This window comes from Arthrobacter sp. Y3223166 (assembly GCF_059090935.1).
In genome coordinates this window covers 37,092-56,174 of sequence record NZ_JBNHGE010000001.1, presented here as the reverse complement: position 1 = coordinate 56,174, position 19,083 = coordinate 37,092, and the positions used below count along the sequence as shown (strand labels likewise).

The following is a 19,083-nucleotide window of genomic DNA, read 5'->3' as shown; positions in this document are numbered from 1 at the left end:
GGCCCTGCAGCCGGTCCCCACGGGCGGGGAGGGAAGAAATAAAGACGGGCACCGCCGTCGTTGTGCAGGATGTGTGCCCGCGGCAACCACCCCGGGCGTCCCGCGACGAAAGGCCCCGCCGACGTGAACGTACCTCTGTCCATCCTTGACCTGGCAACCATCGGCCCGAACGAAACCGTGGGTGAAAGCCTGGCCGGCAGTGTGTCCCTGGCGCAGCGGGCGGAGGAACTGGGCTACCGGCGGGTGTGGTACGCCGAACACCACAACATGGCGTCGATCGCGTCCTCGGCCACCAGCGTGCTGATTGCCCACGTGGCGGCGCACACCAACAGCATCCGCCTGGGCGCCGGCGGCATCATGCTTCCGAACCATGCCCCGCTGACCATCGCCGAGCAGTTCGGCACGCTGGAGGCGCTCCATCCGGGACGGATCGATCTTGGCCTGGGCCGTGCGCCGGGCAGCGACCAGAACACCTTGCGGGCGCTGCGCCGCGATCCGATGAGCGCCGAATCCTTCCCACAGGACGTGCTGGAGCTGCAGGGCTACCTGACCGGACAGTCGCGCATCAAGGGCGTGGATGCGACACCGGGCAAGGGCACCAACGTGCCGCTGTACATCCTGGGCTCCTCGCTGTTTGGCGCGAAGCTGGCCGCGGCGCTGGGGCTGCCGTACTCGTTTGCCTCGCACTTCGCGCCCAATGCGCTGCAGGACGCCGTGTCCGTCTACCGCCGCGAGTTCCAGCCGTCGGAGCAACTCGCCGAACCGTACGTGATCGCCGGTGTGAACGCCATCGCCGCGGACAGCAACGAGGAAGCGCAGGAGCAGTTCCGGGTTGTCCGGCGCAGCCGCGTCTCGCTGCTGTTCGGCCGCGAACGGACCTTTACCGACGAGGAAGCGGACCTCATCCTGGACTCGCCGCAGGGCCAGCACGTGGAGCAGATGGTCAAGTACTCGGCCGTCGGGACGCGCGAGGCGGTGGCGGAGTACCTGGAAGGCTTCGCCAAGCATGCCGGCGCCGACGAGCTGATTGTGGCGTTCCAGGCGCCGACCGTCGCGCAGCGGCTGCGCGCGCTGGAGCTGACGGCCCAGGCCGCCGGGCTGGCCGCTTGAGCCGCCGGCTGCGCGCGCTGGAGCTGACGGCCCAGGCCGCCGGACTGGCGGCCTGAGCCGCCGTCGTCGGGTTACCGTTTGGCCGCGATGTAGTAGGCGTTGAACGGGTCCTGCTCGACGTCCTTGACGACCGTCCCGGAAAAGCCCGCATCCGCCAGCATGGACAGGGCAAGCTGCCGGCCCCATGCGGTGCCCAGTCCCGCGCCACCCTGGCCCAGCGAAACACTCATGCAGTGCATCACCGAAATGGTGTAGAGGAAGCCCGCCCAGGGCAGCGACAAGTTGTCCTCCACATTGCTGGAGGCCTTCATGTCCACCATGAGGAAGGTTCCGCCGGGCCGCAGGGCCGCATGGATCTCGCCGAGCACGCGCGCCGGCTGGGCCTGGTCGTGGATGGTGTCGAAGGCGGTGACCAGGTCGAACCGTCCCGGTTCATTCAGCTCGGCGACGTCCCGGACCTCGAACGAGGCATTGTGCAGGCCCATGCGCGCCGCTTCCTGCCGTGCCCGGGCGATTCCCTCCGGCGAGAAGTCGTAGCCGGTGAACCGGCTGGCGGGAAACGCCTGCGCCATCAGGTTGATGGCGTGCCCGCTGCCGCAGCCGACGTCGGCCACGTCGATGCCCCGGCGCAGGCGTTCGACCAACCCGTCGGCCAGCGGCAGGATCTCCTCGATCAGCTCGGCGTCGAAAACCGCCGAGCTTTCCTCCGACATCAACTGGTGGAAGCGCGGATAGTCGGCATAGGACAGCCCGCCGCCCTGGCGGAATGCGGCGACGACCCCCTCCTCCACGCCGCCGAGCAGCGGGATGTACTGAAGCAGCCGCGCCAGGTTGTCCGGGCCGGCGGCCCTGGTCAGCGAGGCGGCGTGTTCGGCCGGCAGCCGGTAAGTGCGGGCGACCGGGTCGTAGGCCACCACTTGCGACGCGGCCAGGCCGTTGAGCCATTCGCGCACGTAGCGCTCGTCCAGCTCCGCGGCGTCCGCGATCTGCTGGCTGGTGGCCGGCGGCAACGCCGCCAGTGTGTCGAACAGCCCCGTCTGGTGACCGATGCTGGCCAGCATGGCCAAGGCGCCGTCGTTCAGGATGGTCAGGCAGCGCTGCGCGAAGGCTTCGGCGGTCTCGGTGTCGAACTGTCCGGCAGCTTCCTGGATGGTGGTCATGGCTTCTCCCGTGGTCTGGAAGCAGGCACCTGTTGCCTGCTTCAATCCCACGGTAGGGAGCCGGCGGCACCGGGAACATCGGGCAAGTTCTGTGGATTCGGGCGGCGCGGATGGGGCAAAAGATGCAGGCGTCAGGCTCGGGCCAGCCATGCGGGTGTCAGTGCCTGCCTACGTTGCAGGCGTCAGGGTCCAGCCAACGATGCAGGCGTCAGCGCCGGGTCAAGGGAGCGGTAACGCCGTGCTCGTGGGCCCACGCGGCGGCCGCGGTGCGGGACGAGACACCGATCTTGAGGAAAATATTGGCCAGATGCCTACCGACCGTCTTCTGGCTGATGAACAGTGCGGCTGCCGTTTCCTTGTTCGTGGCACCGCGGGCGATGCAGGCAAGTACCTCCGCTTCCCGATCCGTCAGGCCGCCCGGGGACCTTTGGCCGTCCAGGCGGCGCACATCCGGCTCCGCCCCGAGCTCCCGGTAGATGGCCAGGGCCGTCGCCTCTTCCGACGCCGCGGTCTCCGGCTGGCCCAGCTTGCGGTGCACGGCGGCGAGCAGTTCGTACACCCGCGCGGTGTCGTGCCGGTGATGCAGGGAACGATAACCCTGCAGCGCGGACCTCAGCACGGGGAGGGCCTGCGCGGCCTGGCCGCCGGAAAACAGCAGGACCCCGCGGGCATGCCGTGCCCAGGCCAGGAAACCGGGGCTGCTGAAGTCACCGGCAGATTGCTCCAGTTCGCGGCAGTATTCCTCGGCTTCCGCCGTCAACTTCAGCTGCACGGCGAGTTCTACCGCGGGGAGCAGCATTTGTGCCCGGGTCAGCCGATCGTCGGACTCCAGCGCTGCCGACAGGCCGGCCCACGCGGCGTCGAGATGTCCGCGCGCGGCCAGCAGTTTGGCCTCGCCGGGCTGTGGCTCAACACCCAAGTCCCGCGCCCTGGCGTAGGAGTCGGTGGCGCCCTGCAGGTCGCCGCGCAGCCGGCGCAGCTCGCCGAGTTGGTAGTACCCTTCACCGGCGGCCCACACGTTTCGGTCCGCCAGTTCCGAGCTGCTTTGGGCGATCTCGCGTTCCACTCCGTCCCAATTGCCTTCTATGCTGCGGATTTGGAGCCGGTGGATGTGGCACACGCCGGAAAAGACCATGCCGCCCGCCAATTGCTCGCACCAGCGCTCGGTAGCTTCGGTCCATGCCCGCATCCGCGGCAGGTCGGCCAGCTGGTAGCAGGCGTGGAGTACCGTGCAATAGATGTCTCCCGACCAGGTTGGGGGCACCTGCCCGGCGAGGACCGGGAGCATCGCCTCGTCCAAGGCCGCGAAGCCCGAGGCCGTCCGCCCGGCCCGCAGATCGGCCAAACCTGTCAGGGTGAGGCTGAAGGAATGCAGCACGGGCGCGTTGAACCTCCGCCCCATCTGTTGCAGCTCCTCGGCGGCGGCCAAGGCCGGCTCCGGGTCTTCGGCAAACAGCAGCGCGTTGACGGTGTCCAGATACAGCAGGTAACCGTGGACCGGGCTCTGCGGGGCATCCAGCAGCATGCGCCTGGCGCGGTTGATCCAGCCGGAGGCGATCATCAGGTCCCCGCGCAGCGTCCACAGCAGTCCCAGATCCAGGGCCTTCATGGCGGCAGCGAGTTTTTCGCCGTCGTTCTCGTAGCGGTGGAAGACTTCCTCGGAGTCCATTACCGATTCGCGAACATCCCCCACCCACCAGGCGGCGTCGCCCAGCCGGGCCAGATCCTCCACGTCCAGTGGCGAGAGGCTGCGGGCCTGCTCGAATCCGTCATAGGCTGGGCGCCATTCCCCGCGCGCGTAGGCATCGCGTGCAGTAGCCAGCAGTGTTTCGATTGGCTCCATAGCGCTCCTGCATTTCAGGGTAGTCCTCCCGCAGCCGGCAGGGAACTGCGTAATCATCGCCATAATCGGGTTTGCAGCGGAGGGCTGCCGGTACAGTGGTGCCGAAACCGGACCACAGTTTCCGCAAGGAAATGTCCCCAAGAAGGAGCAAACATGAGTTCAGCCGCCGTTGCGCGACAGGGTGTCCTGGCCGACGCCCTGGTCCCCAGCACCGCCTTGGCCAACACCGCGCTGGTTGTGGGCGGGGCAGGCCTGACCGCCGTCATGGCGCAGCTGGCCGTGCCGCTGTGGCCGGTCCCGATCACCGGCCAGACCCTGGCCGTCCTGCTGGTCGGCAGCACGCTGGGCCCGGTCCGCGGCATGCTGTCGATGGCACTGTACTGGGTGGCCGGCGTGGCCGGCATGCCGGTGTTCAGCGACGCCTCCTCCGGCCTGGCCGCCGCCGTTGGCCCGACCGGCGGCTACCTGGTGGGCTTCATCGCCGCCGCGGGGCTGACCGGCTGGCTGGCCAAGCGCAACTGGGACAAGAAGTTCCTGGGCGCCACCGTTTCATTCTTGGCGGGCACCGTGATCACCTTCGTCTTCGGCATGGCCTGGCTGGCCATTTCCCTGGGCGCCGACCTGCAGCAGACGCTCGAGTGGGGCCTGTACCCGTTCATCATCGGCGGCATCGTGAAGTCGCTGATCGCGGCAGCCGCCATGCCGGCAGCGTGGAAGCTGGCGGCCCGACTGCCCAAGGACTCCGCCCGCGCCTAGCGGCTGGGTGGCTAAGCGCCTGGGCGGCGGGCGGCGGGCTTTCGCGCCCGCTGCAGCCTGACAACTTCACAGCGCGACGCCGGTGCCCGGGTGGGGATTCTTCCTCGCCCGGGCACCGGCGTCGTTGTCTGTGGTGTCGGCCGGCGGGCCGGGTGACGCCGGTTGTCTCTCTCCCACGCCTGGTCCCACCAGCGTTCACCGACATGATTCCCATGCGCACTCGACACGCATTCCCCCGCACTGGGACACGTATTCTCCTGCGCATTCGAGTGGTGAGAAGATGCAGCGAACAGGGCCGTTTCGCTGCATCTTCCCGCCACTGGATGGTGAGCGATCCGGGTTCGCGGGTCCAGGTTCCACCGTCGCCTCGCTGATCGCATAGGTTGGGATGGTGACGGCGCAGCAGGAAATCAGGGACTTTGTGGTGCGGCTGGGGGAGTTCGAGACGGGCCCGGCGAGCCGCAACTTCTTCTCGGCATCGGTGCCGGCGAACGCACCGCGCCGGCACAACATCGCCAGGTACTTGGAACAGATGCTGGAACGCCGCCCAAGGTCCTGCTGGTCGGGGAGGCCCCCGGGTACCGCGGCATGACGGTGACCGGAGTCCCCTTCACTAACAAGGCGCTGATTTCAGGGCGTGACCCGTTCGGCATGTTCGGCCCGGGCAACGGTTACGTGGTTCCGCCGGAGGTCCTGACCGTGCCGGCGGAGCCGACGGCAACGGTGATGTGGAACGTGCTGGCTGAACTGGACTTCCTGCCGCTGCTGTGGAGTGCCTACCCGTTCCATCCGCACCAGCCCGGGCGGCCGCAGTCCAACCGCACCCCATCGGCGCCGGAGATCGCGGCCGGCACGCTCTACTGGCAGGATCTGGCCCGGCTGTTCAGCATTGACGCAGTCGTCGCAGTGGGGAACATCGGGCACCGGAGCGTGACCGCCAGCGGGTTGGACGTGCCCAAAATCCGCCACCCCGCCCATGGCGGCAAGGAACTGTTCCGGCAAGGCCTGCAGGACCTGCTGGACACCGGCGTCATCCGGAGGAACCAATGACACCGTCGGCAGCTCCGGGCCCGGATGCTCTGCGGGCGCTCCGGCGCTGCGGTCAATGAATCGGCCGCCCGGGTGACGACCAAAAGGACTGCGCCGATCTGGCCCATCCAGGGCTTCCGGAAGGGCCAGATCGGCGCAGTCAATGGATGGGGGACTGCCGGTCGGGCTAGACGGCTTCGAGCACGCTGACGTAGTTGGCGATCGCCAGGCCGCCCATGTTGTGCACGGCCGCCCGCCGGGCGCCCGGGAGCTGCATGTCGCCGGCAGTGCCGGACAGCTGCATGGCGGCCACCACGTGCTGCGAGACGCCGGTGGCGCCGACCGGGTGGCCCTTGGCCTTCAGCCCGCCGGACAGGTTCACCGGCAGCTTGCCGTCCCGGTACACCCAGCCTTCCTCGATGGCGCGGCGGCCCTCGCCGGCCGGGGTCAGCCCCATGACCTCATACATGATCAGCTCGGCGATGGTGAAGCAGTCGTGCACCTCCGCCAGGTCCAGGTCCTCCAGCCCCACCCCGGCCATATCCAGGGCGCGCTGCCAGGCGGCGCGGCTGCCGGCGAAGGCGGTGGGATCGCGCTTTTCGGCCGGCATGAAGTCGTTCGCGTGGCCGAACCCTGCCAGCCGGACTGCAGCCGCCGCGGCACCGGAACGCGGCGACTCGGTGCTGAGCACCACGGCGGCGGCACCGTCCGAGACCGGAGAGCAGTCCGTGCGGCGCAGCGGCTCGGCGACCACGGGGTTCTTGTCCGAGACCGTCCGGCAAAACTCCTCACCGAGATCCTTGCGCAGCTGCGCGTAGGGGTTGGCCACACCGTTGCGGTGGTTCTTCGCGGCAATCGAGCCGAGGACGTCGCCCACCTCGCCGTAGCGCTTCTGGTAGTGCTTGGCGGTCTCGGCAAACAGGCCGGCAAACCCGGTGGAGCTCGGCTTGCCGGCGGCCTCGTAGTCGGCGCCCAGCAGGGCAGCGCCCACCACGTCGGCGCCGGCATGGGTCATCTTCTCGGCGCCGATCACCAGCACGTTGTGCGCCGTGCCGGCCAGCAGCGACTTGGCACCCTGCTGAACGGCCGCCGAACCGGACGCGCAGGCGTTCTCCACCCGGGTTGCCGGCACGTTCGCCAGATCGTCGGAGACCTGCAGGGCCAGCGAGGACGCAAAGCCCAGCGGCACCATGCCGGAGTTGAACTGGCCCAGGTAGATCTCGTCGATCTGCCCCGGCTCCAACCCGGCGTTGGCGATGGCCTCCCGGGCCACCCCGACAATCAGCGATTCCAGCGTCTCGTCGGCCAGCTTGCCGAAGGGGGAGTGCCCCCAGCCGGTCAGCAGGATGTCCCGGCCGAAATGTTGCTTCAGGCTCATCAGTGAGTTCCTTCCAGCGCTGTTTCCCGTGCGCCGGCCGGTTCGGCGGCGGCTTCGTCCAGTTCAGGGGCGACGGCGAAGTCCGGCTCGGTCTTCTCCCGCACCTCGGCCACGGTGACCCCCGGCGCCAGGCGGACCAGCCGCAGCGGGAGGGCACCGCCGTCGTCGTCAATGTCGAAGACGGCGAGGTCCGTGATGATCCGGTTGACCACCTTCACTCCGGTCAGCGGCAGCGAGCATTCGTTGACGATCTTGGGCGTGCCGTCCTTGGCGACATGCTCGGTGAGCACCACCACGCGCGGGGTACCGGCGACCAGGTCCATGGCGCCGCCCATGCCCTTGACCATCTTCCCGGGGATGGTCCAGTTGGCCAGGTCGCCCACGGCGGAGACCTGCATGGCGCCCAGGACAGCGGTCTTCACGTGGCCGCCGCGGATCATGCCGAAACTGGTGGCCGAATCGAAGATGGAGCCGCCGGGCAGCACCGTGACGGTCTGCTTGCCGGCGTTGATCAGGTCGGCGTCCTCGTCGCCCTCGTACGGGAACGGGCCCATCCCCAGCAGGCCGTTTTCGCTCTGCAGCACCACCCGCACGCCTTCCGGCAGGTTGTTGGCCACCAGCGTGGGGATGCCGATGCCCAGGTTGACGTAGTCTCCGTCGTTCAGTTCGGCGGCCGCGATGGCCGCCATCTCGTCACGTGTCCAAGCCATGATGTGCTCCTTCTGGTCTGAAATCTCAGGCGCCGACGGCGGCGGGGCGGGGGCGGACGGTACGCTGCTCGATGTCCTTGGCGCGGTCCGAGGCCTGCACGAGGCGCTGGACGTACACGCCCGGGGTGACGATGTGGTTCGGGTCCAGCTCTCCCGGCTCCACGATCACCTCGGCCTCGGCGATGGTGACGCGGCCGGCGGTGGCCACCACCGGGTTGAAGTTGCGGGCGGTGTAGCGGTAGACCAAGTTGCCGTCCGTGTCGGCGGTGTGGGCGTGGACGAGGGACAGGTCGGCTACGATCCCGCGCTCCTGCACGTAAAGCTCGCCGTCGAACTCCTCGTGCGGCTTGCCTTCGGCGATCACCGTGCCCACCCCGGTCTTGGTGTAGAAGGCCGCGATGCCCGCGCCGCCGGCGCGGAGGCGCTCGGCGAGCGTGCCCTGCGGGTTGAACTCGACCTCCAGCGTGCCGGCCAGGAACTGCTGGGCGAACAGCTTGTTCTCGCCCACGTAGGAGGCCAGCACCTTGCGGACCTGCCCGGCCTCGATCAGCACGCCCAAACCCTTGCCATCGACGCCCATGTTGTTCGAGACCACCGTCAGGTCCTTGACGCCGGAATCGCGCACCGCGTCGATCAGGTCCGCGGGGATGCCGGAGAGCCCGAATCCTCCCACCGCGATCGTCATCCCGTCATGCAGTACGCCGGCCAGCGCGGCGGCCGGTCCTGCCGTCAGTTTGGACATTGCTTCCTCCTCGTTGAGTGCCGTCCGCAGCCACTCGTCCTGACCTGGCGCGGAACTTGTCCATCTTGTGGACAGCTGTTATCCGGCAGACTAGTGGTGCCGCGGCGCAACCGTCAACGGGCGGCCAAGAACTGCATTCACAGTGTGGACAGCGGCGGGTAGACTGTCCACATTGTGGATCGGCGGGGCGGCATAACCGACCCGGCCCGGCCGCCAGACCGCCAGGAGGACAATTGCCGGACAAGCAGGTACAAGGAGCCCAAGTGGTCGGCCGGGTAGCCCGGCTGCTGCGGATCGTCGGACGCGCCCCGGAGACCGGCGCGGCCCTGGCGGACATCGTCCGGGCCTCGGGCCTGACCCGGCCCACGGTCTACCGGCTGCTGAACTCCCTCGCCGCCGAGGGCCTGCTGGACCATCATGCGGAGACCGGCACCTGGCATCTGGGCCCGGAGCTTTATGTGCTCGGGTCGGTGGCCGCTGGCCGCTTTGCGATCGAGGACCTGGCCCGGCCGCGCCTGCAGCGGTTGGCGGACGAAACGGGCGAGAGCGCCTTTCTGTCCATCCGGCGGGGCGACGAAACCGTCTGCCTGGTCCGGGTGGAAGGCAGCTTTCCGGTCCGCTCCTTTGTGCTGCACGAAGGCGTCCGCTTCCCGCTGGGCATCGCTTCGGCCGGGCTGGCCATCATGGCCTTTCTGGAGGACGGGGAAATCGACCGGCTGCTCGACGACGGCGGTGCCCGGGTTGAGCGCTTCGGCCCGGCGCATGCGCCGGACAAGATCCGCGCGAACCTGGCCGAAACCCGGCAGCGGGGCTATACCGTCAACCCGGGGCTGATCCTGGAGGGCAGTTGGGGGATGGGCGCGGCCGTCTTCGACCGGCACGGCCAGCCGGCCTGGGCGCTGTCGCTGACCGGCATCGAACAACGGTTCCGGTCCGACCGGCAGGAGTTCCTCGGCAAGCTGCTCCTGGAGGAGGCGCACATCCTCACGCAGCAGTTGCGTGAACAGCCCCAGGTCCGCCGTTAGGCTCGAGGCAGCCGGGCACTTTCGGCCGGCACCAGAACACCCTAGGAGCAACGATGGCCGGGCACCACCCGCTGCGCACCGCCGTGATCGGCTACGGACTCTCCGGCAGGGTCTTCCACGCGCCGTTGCTGGAGGCCGCGGGCGGGTACTCGCTGGACGCGATCGTCACGGCCAACCCCGAGCGGGCCGCACAGGCGGCGGCCGGGCACCCGCGCGCCCGGATCGTGGCAACGGCGGAAGAACTCTTCAACGCGCCGGAGCCGCTCGACGTCGTGGTGGTGGCCACCCCGCCGGCCAGCCACTACGCGCTCGCCGACGCCGCGATGGACCGCGGCCTGCACGTGGTGGTGGACAAGCCCTTCGTCCCCGCATCCGCCCAGGGCGACGCCCTGCTGGCCAAGGCCGGACGGGCCGGCGTGGTGCTCTCCGTCTTCCACAACCGCCGCTGGGATTCGGATTTCCTGACCCTGAAACAGCTGATCGGCGACGGCGAACTCGGCCGGGTCCACACCTTCGAGTCCCGCTTTGAGCGCTGGAAGCCGGAGGGTCTGCGGGCCTGGAAGGCAACGGCCGGCGTCGCCGGTGGCGGCGGCATCCTCTTCGACCTCGGCGTCCACCTGATCGACCAGGCGCTCACGCTCTTCGGGCCGGCCGCCACGGTCTACGGCGAAACCGCGCGCCACACCGCCCCCGCAGCATCCGCCGCCGACGAGGATGCCTTCGTCTCCCTGCTGCACGAATCTGGGGTGCGCTCGCGGTTGTCGATAAACCTCATCTCAGCGCTGCCCGCGCCGCGGTTCCATGTGCTCGGCTCGGCCGCCGCCTTCACCTCCTGGGGGCTGGACAGCCAGGAGGCCGCGCTGGCGGCGGGCGCGGTTCCCGGAGCAGCCGGATACGGCGAGGAGCCCGAAGAGCGCTGGGGAACCCTCGGCACGCCGGGCCACACCCGCAGGGTTCGCTCCGTCGCCGGCGCCTACCCGGAGTACTACCGGCAGCTGGCCGCGGCCATCCACGAGGGCGCCCCGGTTCCCGTCGAGCCCGCGGACGCCGTGGCAGCCATCCGCATCATCGAGGAGATCCACCGGCAAAACCGGACATAAGGGCGGGCAGCGGCGCCGACACAAGATGCCCCAGAGCGGCCGTGGGCCCCCAGCCGCGGCTTCCGTCCGGCCGCCGCGTGGGGCCAGGGCCGCCGCTTCCGTCCAGCCGCCGCAGCCGTCCCGCCGCGGCTTCCGCCCAGCCGCGGCTTCCGCCCAGCCGCGGCTTCCGCCCAGCCGCGGGTGTTCCCTGATCAGCCGTCGTCCTGCGGCAGGCGCGATACCGGGGCCGCGTGCGGAATGTGCCAGCCATAGTGCAGGGAGACCACACGGAGCCCGAACACCACCGCGGCCACGCCCACGGCGGCCAGCGTTCCGTAGACCCCGGCAAACCACAGCACCACCACCAAGGCCGAACCCAACATGGCGGGCACGGCATACAGATCGTCCGGGCTGAACAGTTGGGGCACCCGGTTGGCCACGACGTCACGCAGTATGCCGCCGCCCACGGCAGTGGTCAGGCCCAGCAGCGCCGAGGCGACAGGGTTCATGCCCAGGCTCAGGGCCTTGACCGTCCCGGTGATGCAGAACAGTGCCAGCCCGCCGGCGTCGAAGATCAGCAATGGACGCTGCATGCGTTCCACGCTGCGGAACAGGAAGAAGACCACCAGCGCTGCCACCACCGGCGGGACGAAGTACAGCGGATTGTTAAAGGCACTGGGGACGGTATCCAGAATTACGTCCCTGATGATGCCGCCGCCCAGACCGGCCAGGGAGCCAAGGAACACGGAACCGATGATGTCGAATTTCCGGCGGGCCGCCAACAGGCAACCGGACATGGCAAAAAAGAAGGTGCCGAAAAGATCCAGTACCAAGCCAACGGTCATGCCTGCCATCCAATCATTGCCCGCCCCTGTTCCTGCCTTTGCCCGCCGTTGCGCGGCCACAAAAACCAGTCCGGTGGTGCCCCGGACCGGCCGACGGCCCCGCCCTGAGTCACCCGGCCCGGCCGTAACGGTGCTCTGGGCGCCCGGTGCTGCCATAGCGCAAATGGATTTCGACGGCGCCGTCGTCCGCCAAAGCAGACAGGTACCGCTGGGCAGTGGCCCGGGAGATGCCAACCGTCTGCGCTACTTCCGCCGCGGACCGCTGCAGCCCGGGTGCCAACGACTCCAGTACGGCGGCCTCCGTGGCCGACCGGGTCCGGGCCGCCACGGCGGCCTCGGCCGGGTGCAGGGCGTGCAGCGCGCGGTCCACCGTATCTTGGTCCACGGCCGGCTGCTCAGCCAAGAGGCGGCGGTAGCGCGCGTAGGCACGCAGTTTTCTCGCCAGCTGCTCCGACGTGAACGGCTTGATCAGGTAGCCGAGCGCGCCGCGGCGCAGTGCTTTGCGGATGGACGCTGCGTCAGCTGCGGCGGTCAGCATGATCGTGTCCACGTCGACTTTCCGCAGCAGGTCCAGTCCCAACGCATCGGGAAGGTACACATCCAGCAGCATCAGGTCCGGTGCCTGGCCGTGAGCCGAGCGCAACGCCTGCTCGGCGCTTCCGACAGGCGCCAGCGCGCTGAACCCGGGGACGGAATCAACGTATCCGGCATGCAGGCGCCCCACGTGAAAATCGTCGTCGACAATCAGCACCTGTAGATCAGTCATGGTTCCCTCCTGGTGGTACAGGTTCGACCGTGCCCGGCAGCCTCGCGCAGAATACGGCTCCCGGCCCGAACGTGCGCCCTGGATCTGCCACCCAGACGTCCCCGCCGCGGCGCCGAGCCAGCCGGCGGCTCAACGACAGCCCGAAGCCTTGGCCGTGGATGTCGGGCAGGCCCGACACGTCGTCCGGCGGCGCGGTCTTGATCGATGGGTGGTCTCTCGAAGGGTCTGCCGTCGAGTAGCCCTCGGCGAAGATCTGGTCAATGCCGGCGGCCGCTTCTCCGGCGGCCGGGTGGTCGGCGGCGAGGCCGGACAGCCCGTCTCCTGAATCTGCCACCACCAGGTGCAGCGTTCCACCGTCTTCCGTTAACTCGTCCATGACCTCGACTTCCACCCAGCGGTCCGGGTTGCTCCCGAGCACAGCGGCCCGGACGGCGTTGTCCACCAGATTCCCGATCACCGTGGTGACATCCTGCGGGTCGGTGACCCGGCCGCGCACCAGCGTCTCGGGACCGACCCGGAGCACCACGCCGCGCTCGGCCGCCTCCATGCTCTTCGCTCCGATGAAAGCCTGCAGGTAGGCGTCCCGCAGCAGGTCGGCCTGTTCGGCCGGGTAGTTCAGCGGTCCGGTCTGCATGATGGACGTGAGGTATTCCTGGGCGCGGTCCGGGTGCCCCGTGGCGAGCAGGCCGGAAATGGTGTGCAGCCGGTTGGCGAATTCGTGCCGCTGTGCCCGCAGCGCGGTGCTCAACGCGCCTACGGCGTCCAGCTGGCGGGTCAGCGACTGGACGGCCGTGCGGTCGCGCAGCATGATCACCCAGCCCAGTTCGGGTGCACGCGGAACTACGGCGCCGGTGCCCGTTCCGGGACGGTAGCCGCGCCTGCCCGGGGTGCGGCTGGCCTGGACTTCGCGCGCGGATAGGATCAGCACCCGGGAACCAACCACCAGCTCCACGGTGGGCGATTGCGGATCGGCGGCGTCCAGCAGCCCGGCCAAGGCATCGGGCAGCACAGATGCCCCGGCGCCGGGGATCTCCAGCTCGGCCAGCGGCCGGCCGACGAGGTCCGCGTCGATGGGAAAGCCCAGCAGCCGTTTGGCCTCGCGGTTGAACACGGTGATCCTGCGGTCCGCGGAAACACCGATGACGCCCTCGTCCACGCCGCGAAGCACCGCCTCCTGGTCCTGGGCCAGCGCCGCGATCTCCTCCGGTTCGAGTCCGAGAGTCAGGCGCTTGAGCCTGCGGCCCAGCAGCAGGGAAGCGGCCATCCCCAGCGCCAGAGCCCCGGCAGTCGTAAGCGCGATGGGCAGGATGCTCCGGGCCAGGGACTGCAGCACGTCCTGGCTGGAGAAGCCCACACTGACTTCGCCCACCACGGATGCGGACCCGGGAGCGTACACGGGAACCTTGGCCCGCGCGGAATGCCCCAGCGTGCCCTGTTCCTGTTCGGTGACCTCGCGGCCGGCCAGTGCTTCCGATGGGTCGGTGCTGACCATGCGGCCCAGCTCGGCCGGATTGGGGTGGGCCAGCCGCAGGCCTGTGTCGTCGGTGATCACAACGAACAGGGCTCCGGTCCGGAGCCGGACGTCCTCGGCCAGTGCTTGGAGCGGTCCGTTCTCCAGCGCCCTTGCGGACAGCTGATCGGGCCCGGCATCGACCAGCGCGGCGGTCTCGGCGCGGACGTCGCCGGACGCCGCGACGGCCTGTGCCGCGGCGAGGGCCTGGCCTTCGGCGTCTTCGCCCAGCCGCTGGTAGGTCAGCCAGCCCAGAACGGCGGCGGAGAGAAGGAGCACCACGGCCACGACGGCCAGTTGGAGGAACAGCATGCGGGCCGAAAAGCCCATCCGGGGCGGTCGCCTGCCCCCGTTCTCCATGGTGCCTCCCGGGTGCGGCCCTCGGCCTGTGAGCTAAATGAGCAAAACGTGCTCAATAAGCAGTATGCACCTGAAGGGCGTTTAACCGCCATTCGTGACCCGGACCACCCTAATGTCTGTAAAGCCGGTCACACCGGCTGCATTAGACAAAGGAGTTGCTGTGCTGGTTTTCCTCGGCTTCGCAATGATCGCGGTCTTTATGGCGCTGATCATGACCAAGAAACTGACGCCTGTTTTAGCCCTGATCATTGTGCCGACTGTTTTCGGCCTCTTCGCAGGGGCCGGCCTCGGCCTGGGCGACATGATCCTCGAGTCGATGAAGTCGTTGACATCCACAGCGGCGCTGCTGATGTTCGCCATCATCTTCTTCGGCCTGATGATCGATGTCGGACTGTTCGACCCACTGGTGCGCTTCATCCTGCGCACGTTGGGCAACGACCCGGCCAAGGTTGTGCTCGGCACCGCGGTGCTGGCCGCCGTCGTCTCGCTGGACGGCGATGGTTCCACCACCTTCATTCTGACGACGGCGGCCATGCTGCCGATCTACCTGCGGCTGGGCATGAGCCCGGTGGTGCTCACCTGCGTCGCCGGCCTAGCCAACGGCACCATGAACATTGTTCCATGGGGAGGTCCGACGGCACGCGCTGCTGCCGCCCTGGATGTCTCCCCGACCGACGTGTTTGTGCCGATGATTCCATCCCTGCTGGCAGGCATCCTTGTCGTGATGGTCTTCGCCTGGACGCTCGGTTTGAGCGAGCGCAAGCGGTTGGCGGGCGGCAATCCCAAGGCCACCGCCAAGGGCAAGCCCGATCTGTGGACGGATGCTGCCCGGGACGACGACGGCGGTGCCGGCAGCTCCGCTGGAAACTCCGGCGTTGGCAGGGGCCGCGGCAGGCGCGGAGCCGGGTCCGGGAAGCCCGTCCCGGGTACCTCGCCGGTCGGCGCTCCGGCCGGTGGCTCTGTCGCTGTTCTGGAGGCTCCAGAGGAAGGCCCGGTGGGCGGATCCCTGACCGACTCCGCCCTGGACCCCAACCGGGCCACCCTGCGTCCGCATCTGTTCTGGTTCAATCTGGCCCTGACCGTGGCCGTCATGGTGATCCTGGTGCTGGACGTCGTTCCGCTGGCCTACGTCTTCATGGTCGGGGCCGCCATTGCCTTGGTGGTCAACTTCCCGAACGTCAAGGAACAGGCCAACCAGTTGGTCGCGCACAGCAAGAGCATCGTCGCCGTCGTCTCCATGGTGATGGCAGCCGGGGTCCTGACCGGCGTGCTGAACGGCACCGGCATGGTCGACGCCATGGCAGCCTGGCTGGTGGACATCATTCCGGACTCGATGGGGCCGTTCATGGCCGTGATCACCGGGGTGCTCAGCATCCCCATGACCTTCTTCATGAGCAACGACGCGTTCTACTTCGGTGTGCTGCCGGTGCTGAGCGAAACTGCCGCCCACTTCGGCATCGCCCCCGCCGAGATGGCACGGGCCTCCATCACAGGCCAGCCCGTACACATGCAGAGCCCGCTCGTCCCTGCGATCCTGCTGCTGGTGTCGCTGGCCAGCGTGGAACTGGGCGACCACCACAAGAAGGTGCTGTGGCGTGCCACCGTCGTTTCGCTGGTGATGCTGGCCGTCGGTGTCCTGCTGGGCGCCATCCCCTGGGGCTGAGCCGCCAGCCAAATACGACGCGGCGCCGCCGTCTGGTTTCGACCACCGGACAGTGGGCGCCACCGCTCAACCTTGCAGAAAACCGGTCCCGATAATTGTCCGGAAAACCGGTTCCGCGGCCGCAATGAAGGAGGCCCCCCAACCAAGAAAAGGAGAAAGCCGAGAAGTGGGCCGCTGTGACCACGGTGAAGGCTACACGGGCGTTGGCGAGCAAAGACCAGACGCAGCTGAGGTAGGGACCGCTGGCCTGGAGTGCCTAAGGTTCCGGCCCGTCTTGAGCCGCTGCTCGCCGACGCCGGGATAGACCAGACCATGACATCAAGGTCTATCCCGGCGCCGGCCGCGGCTTTCTCAACAACCATGGCCCGTCGGAGCTGACATTCGGGGACAAGGTGCTCGCCAAGCTGGTTGCCGCTGGCTATCACGAGCCGTCTGCCGAGGACGCGCGCAGGCGCATCCTCGCCTTTTTCCAGGAACGCCTGCACCCTGGCCTGAGGGGGGAAGCGCGATGACATACCGCAGCCTGAAGGGAGCGCTACGGGCAGCGCGGGCTGCAGCCGGTTTCACCGCCGGCTACCCGTCAGTTGTGCGGCCACGCCGGCTCCCCTTGGGTCATGCAGACCCGTCAGGTCTTGAACCTCCAACGCCTCGCCGAGTCCACGAGCGTCCGAGTTCCGCCGGAGGGCTCAGCCCAGCAGCAGGGCGACCAGCAGGACGGCGGGCAGCGAGAGCAGGGAGCTCAGGAAGATGATGTCCCGCACCAGCGTGGACTGCATGCGGAACTGGCTGGTGAACAGGAAGACGTTCTGCGCCGTCGGCAAGGCCGCCATGACGACCACGCCCAGCAGCGGGACGCCGCCGACATCGAACACGAAGTGCGCCAGCGCCCACGCGATGGCCGGCATCAGGGCCAGCTTGACCACGGAGCCCAGCGCGACGTCGGCCCGCAGGGCGCGCTGGGTCAGCGGCTTTTGCCCGCGCAGGCTCATGCCGAACAGCATCAGCAGCAACGGAATGGACGCGTTGCCGAGCATTTCCACCGGCGTCCAGAGCACTTCCGGCAGGCGCAGCCCGGTCACGGAGATGAGCGCCCCGACGGCGGTGGCGACGGTGACCGGATTGAGGATGGACTTGATCACGGTGCGCCAGAGCGGGACAGCCGCGGCAGCACCGCCGTCGTCCGGTGAAAGCTTTCCCGCAGCCGCCTTCCGCTGGCACCAGGCGAAGACGGTCAGGTACACGGGCGCGATGACCAGCAGCTGCGCCAGCAGCACCGAAACGACCGGGTCGGCGCTGCCCACGGCGTAGAGGGCGATCGGCACCCCGATGTTTCCCGCGTTGACGTAGGTGGAGGCCATGGCGCCACCGGCCGTCTGCGCTGCCGGGCGGCGCAGCACGAAGCGGCTGAACAGCGCATAGACCGCTCCCGCGAGGGCGGCGGTCATCAGCGCGATCGGAGTGTAGACGCCGACGACCGACGCGAGATCCGCCTCGGACAGCAGCACCAGCATCAGCGCCGGATTGGTGATGTAGTAGATCACCGGCGTCAGTCCGCGCTGCATCTCCGGCGCCTTCTGCGGGACGATGGCTGCGGCGGCAAAGCCGACGGCAACAATCACCAGCACCACGCCGAAGCCGAGCAGCACACCTTCCACGGAACCTCCAGAACTCACGGCTCTGCCCGGGCCGGCGCAAAACGCGCGGCCGGGCAGAGGTCAAACGGCGGGACACAAGAAGACCGCCCGCCCCGCAGGGTGCGGAGCGGGCGGCGGGTACTAGCGGACCAGGCAGGGGCGCTTGGGATCGAACTCCCAGCCGGGCACCAGGTACTGCATGGAGACGGCATCGTCGCGGGCGCCGAGGCCGTGTTCCAGGTACAGGGCGTTGGCCTCGGCCAGGCGTTCGCGGTCCAGTTCGATCCCGAGGCCGGGGGCCTGCGGGACCTTGATCTCGCCGTCGCGGATCAGCAGCGGTTCCTTGGTCAGGCCCTGGCCGTCCTGCCAGATCCAGTGCGTGTCCAGCGCGGTGATTTCGCCCGGGGCGGCGGCGCCGACCTGGGTGAACATGGCCAGTGAGATGTCGAAGTGGTTGTTCGAGTGCGAGCCCCAAGTCAGACCGAACTCGTGGCACAGCTGCGCGACGCGGACGGAGCCGGCCATGGTCCAGAAGTGCGGATCGGCCAGCGGAATGTCGACGGCGTTGGTGCGCACCGCGTGGGCCATTTCGCGCCAGTCGGTGGCGATCATGTTGGTGGCGGTCTGCAGGCCGGTGGCGCGGCGGAACTCGGCCATCACTTCGCGGCCGGAGAACTTGCCTTCGGCGCCGCAGGGGTCTTCGGCATACGCCACCACGCCCTGCATGCGCTGGCCCAGCCGGATGGCGTCCTGCAGCAGCCAGCCGCCGTTCGGATCCAGGGTGATGCGGGCGTCCGGGAAGCGCTGTTTGAGCGCGGTGACCGCGTCGACTTCCAAGTCCCCGGCCTGCACCCCGCCCTTGAGCTTGAAGTCCTGGAAGCCGTAGCGGGCCTGCGCGGCTTCGGCCAGGCGGACCACGGCGTGCGGGGTCATGGCTTCTTCGCGGCGCACCCGTTCCCAGTCGTCGGCGCCGTGGGGTTCGCGCAGGTACGGCAGGTCGGTGGCGTCCGGGTTGCCCACGTAGAAGAGGTAGCCGAGCATCGGCACCGCGTCACGCTGCTGGCCGTCGCCCAGGAGTTCGGCCACGGGAACGCCCAGGAACTGGCCGTGCAAATCCAGCAAAGCGGATTCGATCGCGGTCACGGCGTGCACGGTGGTGCGCAGGTCGAAGGTCTGCAGCCCGCGGCCGCCGGCGTCGCGGTCGGCGAAGGCCGCGGCGATTTCCCGCAGCAGGCTGCGGAAGCGGGCCACCGGGCGGCCGGTGATCAGGGCGCCGGCGTCTTCGATGGTGGTGCGGATTTTCTCCCCGCCGGGGACTTCGCCCAGGCCGGTGCGGCCGTCGGAGTCGGTCACGATGACCACGTTGCGGGTGAAGAACGGCCCGTGCGCGCCGGAGAGGTTCAGCAGCATCGAGTCGTGTCCGGCGACCGGGACCACTTCGACGGCGGCAATGGTGGGTTGGTTGCTCATGCG

17 protein-coding genes are annotated in these 19,083 nt (G+C 68.7%); 7 read left to right on the top strand and 10 right to left on the bottom strand.

The annotated features are described in order from the left end of the window. The first annotated feature begins 123 nt into the window (after positions 1–123). Positions 124–1,110, top strand: coding sequence for an LLM class flavin-dependent oxidoreductase (locus AC5RUH_RS00245; protein WP_494127584.1), 987 nt, complete (start codon positions 124–126; stop codon positions 1,108–1,110). 71 nt (positions 1,111–1,181) lie between these two features. Here the strand turns inward: AC5RUH_RS00245 and AC5RUH_RS00240 are convergent, their stop codons facing one another. Together AC5RUH_RS00240 and AC5RUH_RS00235 are read right to left on the bottom strand one after the other, a co-directional pair. After that, complete coding sequence (locus AC5RUH_RS00240; RefSeq protein ID WP_494127583.1) at positions 1,182–2,270, bottom strand: class I SAM-dependent methyltransferase; 1,089 nt, start codon at positions 2,268–2,270, stop codon at positions 1,182–1,184. A gap of 208 nt (positions 2,271–2,478) precedes the next feature. Continuing rightward, positions 2,479–4,113 carry a LuxR C-terminal-related transcriptional regulator gene (locus tag AC5RUH_RS00235; RefSeq protein ID WP_494127582.1) on the bottom strand — a complete coding sequence of 545 codons (1,635 nt, stop codon included), beginning with the start codon at positions 4,111–4,113 and terminating at the stop codon, positions 2,479–2,481. Positions 4,114–4,266: 153 nt separating this feature from the next. On the opposite strand from AC5RUH_RS00235, the gene AC5RUH_RS00230 reads away from it, so the two are divergent. Then, a complete protein-coding gene (locus AC5RUH_RS00230; protein ID WP_494000884.1) occupies positions 4,267–4,869 on the top strand; it encodes a biotin transporter BioY in 603 nt (200 codons plus the stop codon). A 588-nt stretch (positions 4,870–5,457) separates the two neighbouring features. After that, positions 5,458–5,919, top strand: a complete 462-nt coding sequence (locus tag AC5RUH_RS00225) for a uracil-DNA glycosylase (protein ID WP_494127581.1) — start codon at positions 5,458–5,460, stop codon at positions 5,917–5,919. Positions 5,920–6,085: 166 nt separating this feature from the next. Here the strand turns inward: AC5RUH_RS00225 and AC5RUH_RS00220 are convergent, their stop codons facing one another. The 3 genes from AC5RUH_RS00220 to AC5RUH_RS00210 are packed head-to-tail and all read right to left on the bottom strand — an operon-like array spanning position 6,086 to position 8,728. After that, positions 6,086–7,276: an acetyl-CoA acetyltransferase gene (locus AC5RUH_RS00220; protein WP_494127580.1), complete on the bottom strand. Its 1,191-nt coding sequence runs from the start codon at positions 7,274–7,276 to the stop codon at positions 6,086–6,088. Then, positions 7,276–7,986, bottom strand: coding sequence for a CoA transferase subunit B (locus AC5RUH_RS00215; RefSeq protein ID WP_494127579.1), 711 nt, complete (start codon positions 7,984–7,986; stop codon positions 7,276–7,278). Before AC5RUH_RS00215 ends, AC5RUH_RS00220 begins: the two co-directional genes overlap by 1 nt. Before the next feature lie 25 nt (positions 7,987–8,011). Further along, on the bottom strand, positions 8,012–8,728 hold the full coding sequence (locus AC5RUH_RS00210; protein ID WP_494049327.1) for a CoA transferase subunit A: 717 nt from the start codon (positions 8,726–8,728) through the stop codon (positions 8,012–8,014). 263 nt (positions 8,729–8,991) lie between these two features. Here AC5RUH_RS00210 and AC5RUH_RS00205 point away from each other — a divergent pair, with 263 nt between their 5' ends. Together AC5RUH_RS00205 and AC5RUH_RS00200 are read left to right on the top strand one after the other, a co-directional pair. After that, positions 8,992–9,753: an IclR family transcriptional regulator gene (locus tag AC5RUH_RS00205; RefSeq protein WP_494013716.1), complete on the top strand. Its 762-nt coding sequence runs from the start codon at positions 8,992–8,994 to the stop codon at positions 9,751–9,753. A gap of 53 nt (positions 9,754–9,806) precedes the next feature. Continuing rightward, positions 9,807–10,853, top strand: a complete 1,047-nt coding sequence (locus AC5RUH_RS00200; RefSeq protein WP_494127578.1) for a Gfo/Idh/MocA family protein — start codon at positions 9,807–9,809, stop codon at positions 10,851–10,853. 191 nt (positions 10,854–11,044) lie between these two features. Here AC5RUH_RS00200 and AC5RUH_RS00195 read toward each other — a convergent pair whose 3' ends face one another. The 3 genes from AC5RUH_RS00195 to AC5RUH_RS00185 form a co-directional block, all read right to left on the bottom strand. Next, the gene (locus tag AC5RUH_RS00195) at positions 11,045–11,677 is read right to left on the bottom strand and encodes a trimeric intracellular cation channel family protein (protein WP_494000878.1); all 633 of its coding nucleotides are present in this window, start codon (positions 11,675–11,677) and stop codon (positions 11,045–11,047) included. Between the two features lie 109 nt (positions 11,678–11,786). Further along, on the bottom strand, positions 11,787–12,443 hold the full coding sequence (locus AC5RUH_RS00190; RefSeq protein ID WP_494000877.1) for a response regulator: 657 nt from the start codon (positions 12,441–12,443) through the stop codon (positions 11,787–11,789). Next, on the bottom strand, positions 12,436–14,313 hold the full coding sequence (locus AC5RUH_RS00185; RefSeq protein ID WP_494127577.1) for a sensor histidine kinase: 1,878 nt from the start codon (positions 14,311–14,313) through the stop codon (positions 12,436–12,438). The genes AC5RUH_RS00190 and AC5RUH_RS00185 overlap by 8 nt, the downstream gene beginning before the upstream one ends. A gap of 160 nt (positions 14,314–14,473) precedes the next feature. Between AC5RUH_RS00185 and AC5RUH_RS00180 the strand changes: the two genes are divergently transcribed. Both AC5RUH_RS00180 and AC5RUH_RS00175 read left to right on the top strand, forming a co-directional pair. Beyond that, the gene (locus AC5RUH_RS00180) at positions 14,474–15,976 is read left to right on the top strand and encodes a CitMHS family transporter (protein WP_494127576.1); all 1,503 of its coding nucleotides are present in this window, start codon (positions 14,474–14,476) and stop codon (positions 15,974–15,976) included. A 317-nt stretch (positions 15,977–16,293) separates the two neighbouring features. Further along, positions 16,294–16,488 carry a hypothetical protein gene (locus AC5RUH_RS00175; protein ID WP_494013782.1) on the top strand — a complete coding sequence of 65 codons (195 nt, stop codon included), beginning with the start codon at positions 16,294–16,296 and terminating at the stop codon, positions 16,486–16,488. A 174-nt stretch (positions 16,489–16,662) separates the two neighbouring features. Here the strand turns inward: AC5RUH_RS00175 and AC5RUH_RS00170 are convergent, their stop codons facing one another. Continuing rightward, on the bottom strand, positions 16,663–17,631 hold the full coding sequence (locus AC5RUH_RS00170; protein ID WP_494024209.1) for an AEC family transporter: 969 nt from the start codon (positions 17,629–17,631) through the stop codon (positions 16,663–16,665). 120 nt (positions 17,632–17,751) lie between these two features. After that, positions 17,752–19,080 carry an enolase C-terminal domain-like protein gene (locus AC5RUH_RS00165; protein WP_494127575.1) on the bottom strand — a complete coding sequence of 443 codons (1,329 nt, stop codon included), beginning with the start codon at positions 19,078–19,080 and terminating at the stop codon, positions 17,752–17,754. Positions 19,081–19,083 lie beyond the last annotated feature (3 nt).